This is a genomic window from Acidobacteriota bacterium (assembly GCA_028875575.1).
In the GTDB taxonomy this organism is placed as follows: domain Bacteria; phylum Acidobacteriota; class Terriglobia; order Versatilivoradales; family Versatilivoraceae; genus Versatilivorator.
Map to the genome: position 1 here is coordinate 33913 of JAPPDF010000054.1, position 12609 is coordinate 46521.

9 protein-coding genes are annotated in these 12609 nt (G+C 61.6%); 7 read left to right on the forward strand and 2 right to left on the reverse strand.

Annotation, left to right across the window (positions count from 1 at the left end; translation table 11 throughout):
• Window positions 1–63 precede the first annotated feature (63 nt).
• Window positions 64–717 carry a hypothetical protein gene (locus OXI69_08565; protein MDE2666190.1) on the reverse strand — a complete coding sequence of 218 codons (654 nt, stop codon included), beginning with the start codon at window positions 715–717 and terminating at the stop codon, window positions 64–66.
• Between the two features lie 112 nt (window positions 718–829).
• The gene (locus tag OXI69_08570) at window positions 830–1873 is read right to left on the reverse strand and encodes a c-type cytochrome (GenBank protein ID MDE2666191.1); all 1044 of its coding nucleotides are present in this window, start codon (window positions 1871–1873) and stop codon (window positions 830–832) included.
• A 522-nt stretch (window positions 1874–2395) separates the two neighbouring features.
• On the opposite strand from OXI69_08570, the gene OXI69_08575 reads away from it, so the two are divergent.
• The 7 genes from OXI69_08575 to OXI69_08605 all read left to right on the forward strand — a co-directional run bounded on the left by OXI69_08575 (window position 2396) and on the right by OXI69_08605 (window position 12267).
• Complete coding sequence (locus OXI69_08575) at window positions 2396–4693, forward strand: SDR family oxidoreductase (GenBank protein MDE2666192.1); 2298 nt, start codon at window positions 2396–2398, stop codon at window positions 4691–4693.
• Window positions 4694–4696: 3 nt separating this feature from the next.
• Entirely contained in the window at window positions 4697–5827 is a 1131-nt protein-coding gene (locus OXI69_08580; GenBank protein ID MDE2666193.1) for an SDR family oxidoreductase, read from the forward strand.
• Window positions 5824–7233, forward strand: a complete 1410-nt coding sequence (locus tag OXI69_08585; GenBank protein ID MDE2666194.1) for a polysaccharide pyruvyl transferase family protein — start codon at window positions 5824–5826, stop codon at window positions 7231–7233. Before OXI69_08580 ends, OXI69_08585 begins: the two co-directional genes overlap by 4 nt.
• Before the next feature lie 244 nt (window positions 7234–7477).
• A complete protein-coding gene (locus tag OXI69_08590; protein ID MDE2666195.1) occupies window positions 7478–9145 on the forward strand; it encodes an AMP-binding protein in 1668 nt (555 codons plus the stop codon).
• 334 nt (window positions 9146–9479) lie between these two features.
• Window positions 9480–10283 carry an enoyl-CoA hydratase/isomerase family protein gene (locus OXI69_08595; protein MDE2666196.1) on the forward strand — a complete coding sequence of 268 codons (804 nt, stop codon included), beginning with the start codon at window positions 9480–9482 and terminating at the stop codon, window positions 10281–10283.
• A gap of 17 nt (window positions 10284–10300) precedes the next feature.
• Window positions 10301–10543, forward strand: coding sequence for an acyl carrier protein (locus OXI69_08600; GenBank protein MDE2666197.1), 243 nt, complete (start codon window positions 10301–10303; stop codon window positions 10541–10543).
• The gene (locus tag OXI69_08605; GenBank protein ID MDE2666198.1) at window positions 10543–12267 is read left to right on the forward strand and encodes an AMP-binding protein; all 1725 of its coding nucleotides are present in this window, start codon (window positions 10543–10545) and stop codon (window positions 12265–12267) included. Before OXI69_08600 ends, OXI69_08605 begins: the two co-directional genes overlap by 1 nt.
• Window positions 12268–12609: the final 342 nt, after the last annotated feature.

Genomic DNA, 12609 nt, shown 5'->3' on the forward strand with positions numbered 1-12609 from the left:
CAGCCGCGGAAAATCCCCCAATCGCACTTCCGGCACCAGGACCAGGTGCCGTGTCAGGTTTGATCACCCGTATCGGGCAATGAATTCCGGAAGTTCTTCCAGCTTCAGCCTGGAGGAATGATCCTGAATTTCAGCGCGACTATCGGCGATTCCCTTGCTGCCGATCGCACTCTCCAGACCGGCGATCTCTTCCTGAGCCACCAGTTGCGGCGGCATCTGCCTGAGCGCGGACAGGACCCCTTGCCAGGCCAGCCAGTGGCTGAAGGTCCTCAGGGCCGGGTAGTAAAAAAACAGGTTCGGTCCGGGAATGGGGACCAGCACGGGAGCCAGAGGCACCATCCCAAGGGCCAGCAGACCGTCGAAGACCATCCAGACCCCATGACGAATTCTCTGGACCACCAGTAGCGACTTCAGCCTGGCCCGCGCCTCCGATTCCGATAGGGAGGAGGAGTAGTGCACCCGCATGGGTCCGGCATCGCGCATGCGCTTGAATACCCGTTCCATGGGATCGAGCCGGTTCTGCAGTTCGTAGTACCCGTCCCGGACGGCGCGGATCAGACGGCTCATGGCCGTCGCCCACCACACTCCCCGCTCGGCCAGGCCCCCAATGATACGGTCGACTCGGTCCTGCGAGCGGCCCGCTTCCCCCTCGGGGAGTGGCGGGTCCTCGGCATACAGGACCCAGCGTTTCCCTATTTGAATGAGATAGGAATCCATTGAGATTCCTGCCGGGCGGCCGAAGCTCTCACCGGCAAGAAAGCAGGCGGGCCCCGATGGTTGAAGCCCGCATTCGTGGGGTGGGCATGACGACGGTTGATCCGGTCGTCGCTTACTCGGGCAGCTTGGGTTCGGTCAGTTGACAGTCGTTGTTCAGTGACCCCAAGAAGGCAATCAGATTCTTCTTTTCGTCGTCGGTAGCCTTCCGCTTCTTGAGATTGGTGCGGTCCAGATACTTGTTGGGCTTGCCTCCTCCGATCATCAGGTCCACGGCCTCTTCCAGGGTGGCCACGCTGCCATCGTGAAAATAGGGACCCGACTTGGCGATATCCCGCAGGGTCGGGGTCTTGAAGGCCCCTGTGTCCTCCTCCTTGTCGGTGACCTTGAACCTCCCGACGTCCGGCTTTTCGGCGTCCATTCCGATGCCCACATTGTGGTACTGCTGATCGGTGAAGAGGACCCCGTCGTGACAGTTGGTACACTCCAACTTCTTGAATACTTCGTAGCCTTTCTTGACCTCATCGCTCACTGCCGTTTCGTCCCCGGCCCGCCACCGGTCGAATGGAGTGTTTCCGCTGATGATGGTCCGTTCAAAGGCGGAAATGGCCTGGACGATCCGTTCAGGGGTCGCCTCGCCTCCAAACACCGTTTGAAACTGAGCCCGATAGCCTGAGACGGCATTGATGGTGGCGGTGGCGACCTCCACGTCGGCTCCCATGTTGCCGCCCTTCCAGGCCGCCATGGCCTGCTTTTCCAGGGAGCCGCTGCGACCATCCCAATAGAACTCGGAGTGGTATCCGATGTTCCAGAGAGTCGGACTGGCGCGCGTGAGCTTCTTGTTCAGAGCCCCAATGGCCGTGGGCAGACCATCCGTCAACCCGTTTTCGCACAGATGGCAGGAGTAGCAGGAACGGGATCCATCCGCGCTGAGGCGCTTGTCGAAAAACAGTTGGCGTCCGAGGGCGACCTTCTCCGGCGTCATGGGGTTGTCCTCCGGAATCTTCATCTCCTCGTAGGTCGCCAATTGCTCGGGCAAGGGCAGGATCTCCGGCTGATACTCCGGAGCCGGCGGTTCACCGGGGGCGCATCCCGTCAGGGACACACCCAGAAGGAAACCGATCGCCAGAGAGATAGCAACAGGGCTCAATGGATGCATGGACCGCATGACTCCTCCTCGACTCTGCTTGACGTTAATCCTGGTTCCAGACCACTTGGCTGGAGTTCCCGGGACGCTCCCGGGGTCGGCGGGACGGCGCTCCAATCTCAAGGCGTACCGCTTTTGCCAGTGTCACTGGGACACCGGAGCTACCGAGCCAATTCCTGAAGGCAATGAAAGTAAAGGAAGGACTTCTACGTCGACAATCGCGTCCCATTGTACCCGAGGCTCGGCCCCGACTCAAGGGGGAGATGGCCCTTGGAACTCACGCCCTGCCCAGTGCCCGCGGCTTGCCCACCGCCGGCAGGGAGCCCTTTTGGGCTTGAAAAACCCATGGTGCTCACGTATTCTCTCCGATTGCCGGTGGCGGCCGGGCCTACCTTCTGAGTCCGGGAATCGGCCGGCCCACGAGAGGATGGTTTTCCCGTCCGGGGCAGATCGTGAACCCTGAATCATGGCGCCCGGCCGGAAAACAGCAATTCGTTGCAGAACACCATTGATAAGCCTGGAAAGCTCGCCTTCGTGAGTGCCGACGGGGGGCTGTTCCGGGTCAACTCCTCCAGACTGGCTGCCCACTACGCCAGCAACTCCCAGACGTTTGCGGGTCGAATCCACCGCCTGCTGGGCGTTGCTCTGATGCGTTCCATCCACCTGATCGTGGGTATCTGGAATCCGCGGCTGGCCACTCGACTGATTCACCTGCCCCTGAGGGGCACCAGCCGGGACCGCCTGGACCTGCTGGGCGAAGAATATTTCCAGTACAAGCTGCGAAACCATCTCGAGCCCCAAGGGGTTGAGGCCATAAAGCAGTTGAGCGCCGACGGAAACCAGGTGGTGCTGGTCAGCCGCGAACTGGACCACCTCCTCCGTCCCCTGGCCCAGCACCTGGGTGTCCGGAACCTGGTCTCCAACCGTTTGGAGTTTCGGGACGGGCTGGCCACCGGGCGCCTGCATTCACCCATCATCCCCGACACCCTGCAACCCGAGCCGAACCGGGCACCGTTCGGCACACAGAGTTTTCTCATCGACGGCCTGCCCGGGCTTTCCTCCCGCGCATTGGAACCGCACATCCAGGCCACCGCCCGGCAAACCAGGAGCCCCGCGCCTCCGGTGGTGGATTTCCACCGGCGCCGGGCCAGCGCCGAGATTGTGTCAGTACGCCAGGCCCTTTCCGGCAAGCACATTCTGCTGATCGGCGGGACGGGATTCATCGGCAAGGTCTGGCTGTCCATGCTGCTGGAAGACCTTCCGGAGATCGGAAGGATCTACCTGCTGATTCGACGGCAGGGCTCGCGCAGCGCCCTGCAGCGCTTCGAGAAGATCGTCGCCGAATCTCCCGCGTTCGCTCCCCTTCATGAACGCTTCGGCGACCGACTGCCCCGGATGCTCATGGACCGGGTGGAAGTACTGGAGGGAGACATCGGGGATCCCGACCTGGGACTGAACGAAGCCACCCTGGAGCGCCTGATCCGGGATCTGGACCTGGTGGTCAATTCCGCCGGCCTCACCGATTTCAATCCGGACATCCGCCTGGCCATGACCACCAACGTGGACAGCGTCATGGGCCTGATCGGCTTTCTGAAGCGCTGCCGACGGGCCGCCCTGCTGCATGTCTCCACCTGTTTCGTCAACGGCCGCATCGACGGGCGGGTTTCGGAGGAGCTGCTTCCCAACTACACTCCCGCCGGTCGAGCCGATTTCGACGTCTACGAGGAACACCGGTTGGTCCATCAAGCCATTGAGCGCATCACCGGGGAAGGAGACAGCCAGGCGGTAACGGACGAAGTCCAGGCCCGGGTCTCTGACCGCAAGCCCAATGTGAGCGACCCTTCACGCCTGGTTCGCAAGGAGCGCACCCGCTGGATTCGCGATCGCGGAATCGAATTCGGGATCGAGAGAGCACAGCACTGGGGCTGGCCCAACATCTACACCTTCACCAAGAGCCTGGGAGAATCGCTGCTGGCTACCCAGGATCTTCCCATTGCCGTGGTCAGACCCTCGATCGTGGAGTCCTCCATCAGTCAACCGTTTCGGGGATGGAACGAGGGCGTCAACACGACGGCACCGCTCTCCTATCTGTTGAGCACCTACTTCCGGCAACTCCCCTCCAACAAGCGCAAGCGCCTGGATGTCATCCCGGTCGACCTGGTGTGCCGCGGACTCACCCTGGTGGCGGCAGCCCTGGTCGAGCGGCGTCACGACAGGGTCTACCAACTGGCGACCTCGGCCACCAATCCCGCCGACATGCGCCGGACCATCGAGCTGACCGGCCTGGCCCATCGCAAGTACTATCGGTCCCTGGAAGGCCTGGAGCACTGGCTCCGAGCCCGCTTCGACACCATTCCGGTCTCCCAGGCCCGCTACCGGAACGTTTCCCTCCCCCGCCTGAAGACCCTGCTTGAGGGTCTTCAGCGTGTGACCGGGGTGCTCCCCGTCAAGAACGACAGCCTCGCCCGAAAGCAACGCGCCCTGGACCGGGTCCACAAGGTCATTGAGCTCTACCAGCCCTTCATTCTGGACAACGAGTACTTCTTTGCCGCCGACAATATTCGAAAACTGGGAGCGGCCTTACCCGGCGATGAAGTCGCCGATTTCGGATACCATCCGGAAAACATCGACTGGTACGACTACTGGGTGAACCTGCACGTGCCGGCGTTGCGCCGCTGGACCTATCCCATCATCGAAGGGCGCCGTCCCGACACCGGCCTGCTCCCCCGCAACTTCAAGCTGGAGCCCGCCCACGCCTCAGCGGCAACCGCCAGCGCCCCCGCAGACCCGATGGGCGGCAGGGTCTACCATGCCCGGCCGAGCCAGGGCTAGCACATGGGCATCTTCCTCACGGGATCCACAGGTTACCTCGGCGCTCACATTGCCAGCGAGTTGCTGGAAAAACACCACCAACGCCTCATTCTTCTGGTTCGGGCCCCCAACCGCGAAGCCGCGGCCCAGCGCCTTTGGCGAGCCTTTCAGCTGCACCTGGACTTCGACCGCTTCCACCACCACCTGAATACCGGTATCGAGGTGCTGACCGGCGACCTCACTGAAGAAGGATTCGGCTTCAGTCCGGACCAGTATCGCCACCTGGTCAAGAACGCCGATTCAATCCTGCATGTGGCGGCCTCTCTCAACCGCAAATCGGAAAAATCCTGCCTGAACATCAATCTTCGAGGGACCCTGGAAGTCGTCAAGCTGGCCCAAGCCATCTCCGCGGACCACGGCCTGAAGCGATTCAGCCACATCAGCACGGTGGCGGTGGCTGGATTCCGCCAGGATGAAGTCGTCGAGGAAGAGCAGGCCATTGACTGGAACCGGTCCGACTACGATCCCTACGCCCGCACCAAGAAGTTCTGCGAACACCTGATCCGGGAGCTTTTGCCGGAAACTCCGCTGACCATATTTCGCCCCAGCATCGTGCTGGGCGACAGCCGGCGGGCGGAGACCACCCAGTTCGACATGGTCCAGGCCTTCGCCTTCCTGGCGGGGCTGCCACTGCTGCCACTGCGGGCCGGCGACCGCCTGGACATCGTCAACGTGGACTTCGTGGCCGAGGCGGTGGCGAATCTGCACCAGAAAGAGAGTCCCCGCTTCGACACCTACCATCTTTCTTCCGGCAGAAGCTCCCCCACCTGCCAGGACATTACCAACGCCTTGAGCGCCGTCCGAAATCGCCGCCGGCCCACCTACGCTCCCTCGCTGATCCGCCCCGTCAACTCCCTGGTGGGCTGGCTGGCCCGGCGCCGGGGAACTTCGGTGGGCTATCTGGCCAGCCTCATGCAGGTCTTTCTTCCATACCTGCATTGGAACACGGTCTTCGACAACAGCCGGGTGGTGCGGGAAACGGGAACAAGCCCCGCATCTTTCACCGATTACTGCTATCCTCTCTATCAGTTCGCCACCAGGAACGACTTCACCTATCCCTACCGGGAATGGCCTGAGAGGGGGGCTGCCCCATGATGGACCTGGGACTGGAGCTGTGGGTCAGCAGCCTGATCGAGCTCTCCAAGCTGAGATGGATGCTGGGATCGGGGGAGTCCTGGACGCCTGGAACCCCGCTGCGCCTGCTGTTTGCCGGTTACAACGGAAACCGCAATACCGGGGCCGATGTCCGGGTCCAGGAGATGATCCGCCAGGTTCGCCACGTGCTTGGCGACTCCAACCTGGATTTGAGCGTGCTTTCGCACAACCTGGAGTGGTCCCGCGGTTATTTCGATTCGGTGCGCCAGGTCAAGCTGCCGGATGTCTTTCCACCATTCCTCTTTCGCGAGGTCGGCCGTTATCACGGGGTTCTGGCATGCGAGGGCTCGATGTTCAAGAGCAAGTTCGCCAACGCCCTCAGCGCCATGATGATCGGCTGCCTGGGAATTGCCGCCGCCCACAACCGGCTTTCGGTGGGATATGGGGCGGAAGCCGGCGACATGGACCGCTTTCTGAAGTCCATGTGCCGGCGTTTCTGTTCCGATTCGCTGGTCATCACCCGCAACGAGGAATCCCAGGGAATTCTGGGTGGACTGGGGGTGCCGACGGAGTTGGGGACCGATACGGCCTGGACCTTTGAACCTCACGGCCCGGAATACGGGGAAAAGCAGTTGATGGCCGCCGGTTGGGACGGACGCACCCCAATATTGGGGCTATGCCCCATCAATCCCTTCTGGTGGCCGGTGCGACCTTCGCTGGCCAAGTTTACCGCCCGTACCCTGTTGGGGTTGTACAAGGCCAGCCACTACCGTTCCATTTACTTCCATCACGACAACGCCGAGGTCAGGGCCTCTTTTCAGCGCTATATCGATGCCTGGAGCCGCGGCATCCAAGCTTTCCGGAAGAAACACCAGGTGTTTCCGGTATTAATCGGCATGGAGGCGCTGGATCGAATCAGCTGCGAGAAAATCAGCCATAGCCTGGGAGGCGCCCCCTGCTTTATCGCCGACCAGTTCGACATGTACCAGTTGGTGAGCATCCTGAGGCAGTGCCACCTGCTCGTTTCTTCACGGTTTCATGGAGTGGTCACCAGCATGCCCGCCGGCGTGGCTTCGCTGGGCATCACCATGGATGAACGCCTGCGCAACCTGATGCGGGAGCGCGGACACTCGGAATTTCTGCTGGAGGTCGATGACCCCGATCTGGAGACCAAGTTGGAGGCCCTGCTGCCGAAATTACTGAGTCAGGCCGAGGAGATGCGGGCAAGCCTGGGTGCGACGGTCGTGAAGAACCTGAAGGCGATGGCGCGCATGGGGGTCTACTTCCAGCATCACCTGCTGGAGCGCTATCCCGAATTCCCCATTCGGAGCGGCCATCTCTCCTGGGAAGACTATCTTCCGCCTTTGAGCTCCAACCTGGTCAACTTGATCGAAACTTACGAATGATGAGTGGATGAGTGATGAGTGAAGAGCTTTTTGGTCGATGGGTTGGGCATGGGGGAAAGGGTTGTCCACGCAGGAATACGACGGGGCGCTGAGTACTCTGGTTCATAGGCATTGCCACATATACCCGGCTGCACTCCATTAACAGGTGCGACAGGATCAACAAGATGCTTGGCGTGTCGATTCAATCACTACCCAGCCTCATCACTATTCATCATTCATCATTCATCATCCATCATTAACCTAGATGAACTTTCTACAGACAATTTTCTCCAATCTCTCCCGGAGCCCTCAGAAAACGGTCCTGCAAGAGGTTCGGGAGGATGGTCTCCACTCGGTCAGCGGAGCCGATCTCCTGGATTGGATCGGCCAGGCCAGACGCCGTCTGAGGGAAGCCGGACTGCGTCCCGGAGACCGCTGCGGACTGCTGGGCCCCAACAGCAGCCGCTGGGTCGCCATGAACCTGGCGATCATGGCCGAGGGCGCCATGGCCGTTCCTCTCTATTCCCGGCAGGCCCCGGACGAACTGGTGGCCATGATGAAGGATTGCGGGGTTTCCCTGCTCTGCTGCGCCGGCCCCTCAGAAATTGAAGCCATCCGTTCCTGCTGGAGCGACCTGCCGCCCGTTCTCGATTACTCGCAGGCTCTGGTAGAGTCGGCCCCCGATGCGGGCGACGGAAGCGATGTCGTGGGCGAGGAGGCGCCAGACCGGCTGGAGGTGGTGACCATCATCTACACCTCGGGCACCTCGGGCGAGCCCAAGGGAGTCATGCTCAACGGCGACAATATCGCCTTCATGCTGCAGCGGACCACGGCTCGCCTGGAAGAGCTGATGCAGGGCGTCCCCGGGAAGGGAGATGATCGTGTCTTCCACTACCTGCCCCTCTGTTTCGCGGGCTCCTGGATCCTGCTGCTCACCTGCCTCTATCGCAACAACAACCTGATGTTGTCGACGGACCTCAACCGTCTGGCCGACGAGTGGAAACTGGCGGCCCCCCAATACATGCTGAACGTCCCCGCCCTGCTGGAACGGATCCGAACCGGCGTCGAGGAAAAGATCAGGGCAGGCGGCGGCGTGGGACTGCTGCTCTTCAGCCGAGGTCAATCGGCCTGGTTTCGCCAACAGGAGAACGGGTCCCGGCCGTTCGACAGGATCTGGCTGGCCCTGGCGACACGGCTGGTATTCGCCAAGATCCGAGACCGCATCGGGTCCGGTCTGCGGGCCCTCATCTGCGGTTCCGCCCCCCTGGCCGAGGAGACCCAGCAGTTCTTTCAGATGATCGGGATTCCGGTCCTGCAGGTGTATGGATTGACCGAAACCACCGCCATCTGCACCATGGACGACGTGCACCGGGTGACGGCGGGCCGTGTGGGTCCGGCCATCCGGGGCATCGAAATGCGGTTGAGCGAGGAGGGGGAAATTCTGGTGAAGGGCCCCAACATCTTTCCGGGATACTGGAATCGCCCCGAGGCCAACCGGGACGTCTTCCGGGAGGGGTGGTTCCGTACCGGTGACCAGGGTGAGGTGGACGCCACCGGAAACTGGAAAATCGTGGGAAGAATGAAGAACATCATCATCACCACCGGGGGGCACAACATCAGCCCCGAGCCCATCGAGGAGCGTCTGCTGGAAGCCCTGCCGGCCTCGACCCAGGTGATGGTGGTCGGGAACGGACGCAAGCACCTGTCCGCCCTGCTGACGGGACCGGTGAGCCGGGACGAGTCGGCTCGCGTCATCGAAGAGGTCAACCGGCAACTGCCGCACTACCGCCAGGTTCGCCGGTTCCACATTGCCGCCGAGCCTTTCAGCATCGAAAACGGCCTGCTTGCCGCCAACGGAAAGCAGCGGCGAGCAGCCATCGAGGCGCATTTCCTGGAAGAGATCGAGGCTCTTTACCAGTCTGAAGCCCAATAGAGAGGTAATCCACGAAGAGCAGGAAGGAAAAAAGAGTTATCCACGAAGACACACGAAGGATGACGAAGGGCCACTAAGGGGTTGGAGATGGCTCAAGAAGGTTCCGTGAAGCACCACGAAGAGAGACATTAAGGGGAAATTTGGCAACGGGATCTTTGCCGAGAATGGCCACAAGAGGCACAAAAACACAAGAAGAGTGGAGCATCGTCAGGACTCAAAACTAAAAATTCGTTTTGTGCCTTTTGTGGTGAACCCATATTTCTCACCAAGTCGCGTCCTATACGCCAGGATGGTGTCCGGCTAACCCGGCTTCGCCTCAGGCAGACCAAGCACCATGAACTTGTTTCAAGGAAAGACACTTTCTTACAATCTGGCCGATGAAATCTTCGAGCTGCGGCTGCACCGGCAGCCCTGCAACGAAATCGGGTCGCTGGCGCTGAGGGAGTTGGAGGGATTCGTCCAGACACTGGAGGAACAGGCGGTCCGGGCCAAGGCTCTGGTGGTCCACAGCTCGATGGAGGCCGGGTTCAGCGCCGGAGCCGACCTCAGGGAGCTCTATTTCGGGCTGCAGTCACTCGGTAAGGCTGAAAGAAACGCCGGGGTTCGCGATTTTCTGGAACGCATCCATCGGGTGTTCAATCGGATCGACCAGATCCCGCTGACCACGGTGGCGGCAGTTCACGGAGTCGTGTTCGGGGGAGGGTTCGAGCTGGCGCTGACCTGCGATATGATTGTGGCCGACCGCACCGCCCGGTTCTGCTTCCCCGAATTGAGACTGGGGCTGATCCCCGGGTTCGGCGGAATTCCTCGACTCAAGCGGGATCTGGGCAACGCCCTGGTCCGCGACCTGCTCCTGACCGGCCGGAGCATCAACGCCGGCAAGGCGGCCGCTGCCGGGCTCGTCAGCCAACTGGTGGCGCCGGGTCACGCCTTGAGGGCAGCCCGCGGGATCGCGACCCAGGCAACCAAATTCGACGCGCGCGCGGCTCGCGAGGCCAAGCGCTTCATCAAACCGATCCCTCACCTGGAGCTCGAAAGGGAAATCGAAACCTTCTGCGCTCTCTTCGATCGGCCCGAGGTGGAAGCGGCCCTTCTCAAATTCGTGGAGAGCAGCCAGGTTCAACCCTATCTGCCCTGAGCCAAGGAGACCCTTTCATGCCCGCGCAAGAAGAAACCCTGAACCGGATCCTTCAGCTCGCCGCCGAGCGGTTTCAAATTCCCCTCGGCCAACTGAGCGGCGACGACGACTTCTTCGAAAAGCTGGGGATCAACAGCCTGCAGGCGCTGGATCTGTTGACCCAACTGGAAAATCACTTTAGCATCGAGCTTCCCGACTACGAGCTCCAGGGCGTGACCGATTTTCGAACCCTGGCGGAGCGCGTGGATTCCAGACTCTGATGAAGATTGCCGCCCCCGACCTGACCCCCTACCGTTCTCTGGGAGAAGCCCTGCGGGCCTCCACCTCCAAGTGGACGGATCATCCGGCTCTGATCGAAGCCGACCGCGACCGGGAAAACTGCCGCCTGTCCTACCGGGACTTCAGCGAGGCCGCCCGCCCCATTGCCGCCACCCTGCAGGCCGCCGGGTTCGTTTCCGGAGACCGGGCAAGCATCATGATGTCCAACCAGTCCAAGTGGCTCATCGCCGCCTATGCGGTCTTCTACAGCGGGGGCGTGCTGGTGCCCCTGGACTACAAGCTGAGCCCTTCGGAACATCTTGCCCTGCTGGCTCACGCCAAGGCCAAGGTGCTGATCGTCGAGTACCCGATCTGGCGGGCCTTGGCCAAGGAAATCAAGGCCGAGGACTTCAGACCCGAAACCATCCTGGTCAGCGAAGCCCCCCCGGATGCGGAACTCTCCGGCGCTCGGCGCTGGGAGGACTGCCGTCCCGATCCCGCGCCCGAGTTCGTCCCCCGCGACCGCTCGGACCTGGCCTGCATCGTCTACTCCTCGGGAACCGGCGGACGGCCCAAGGGGTGCATGCTGACCCATGACAACTACCTGAAGCAGTGCCAGTCGCTCATGACCTGGTATCCCTTCTGGCCGGGGCTGCGCTATCTCAGCATTCTGCCCACCAACCATGCCATCGACTTCATGGTGGGCTTCATCGGACCCTTCATCTGCGGAGCCACCGTCATCCATTTGAGGACGCTCCGGCCCGAATTCCTCAAGGCGGCCTTCCCTCTCTACCGCATCAACTACGTCAGCGTGGTTCCCATGGTGCTGAAGGCCATGGAAACCGGCATGAAGGCCAAGTTCGCCGAGCTTCCACCCTTTCGACACTGGGTTCTGAACCGCCTGATCGGGATCAACCGCCTGCTGACAGCCGGCAAGCCGAGACCCGCCCTGAGCCGGCGGCTGCTACCCCAGATCCACCAGGCCCTGGGTGGAGAGCTGGTGGCCTTTATCACCGGCGGAGCCTTTGCCGACCCCGAAACCCTGCAGTTCTTCTATGACCTGGGCCTTCCCGTCGCCAACGGCTACGGCCTCACCGAAGCCGGGACGGCGGTCACCGTAAACGATCTCAATCCCTTTCGCCCCGACACGGTGGGCAAGCCTCTGCCGGGAGTGGAGATCCGGGTGCTCGACCCGGACGCCGACGGCGTGGGCGAGATCGCCGTCAGGAGCGAGACACTGATGCGAGGCTATCTGGACGAGCCGGAGCTGACGGCCGAGACTTTCAAGGACGGCTGGCTTCTGACCGGCGACTTGGGCCGCATGGATCCCAGCGGACACCTCCAACTGGTGGGCCGCCTCAAGAACATGGTGGTCACCGAGGGAGGCAAGAACATCTATCCCGAGGACATCGAGAACGCCTTCAGCGGCCTTGAAGTCAAGGAGCTTTGCATCTTTGCCGCCAACTTCGTCTGGAAGCGGCGTGCCCTTACCGGGGAACAGTTGATCATCGCGTTCCACCTGGAGGCGGGCAGCTCGCTGGCGTCCGAAGAAGTGTTGGAGGAGCTGCGCCGCCGGAACCGAAGGCTGCCCGACTTCAAGCGGCTCTCGGGCTACCTGATGTGGCCGGAAGACTTTCCGCGGACGGCGTCGCTCAAGATCAAACGCCAGGTGCTGGCCGACGCCATTGCGGCCCGCATGGGCCCGGAAGACGTCCGTTCCCTCTGAGGGGCACAGGCAAGTGGAGAGTGAAGAGTGGAGAGTGGAGAGTTATTGGATAGACAGGTTAGGCATAAGCTGAATCAAGCGCTGCGCCTCCTGGCGGGAAACCGGTTCAAAGTCAAGCATGAGTCGAGAGTTGATTGACATGGATGCACAGGATATACAGGATTTTTTGGCGAGAGTCTCCACCACCGTGCGCTCAACCATCGTCCAGGCTTCAACCGGGATTCCGAATCCCGCTCCCGAGCTCCTGGAGCCCCTCGAAGACCCACCCGATCATTGAGCGAGTCCGCTCCCTGTGCGAAAGCGTCTCGTCCTGTTTATCCTGTGCATCCTGTCTATCCATGT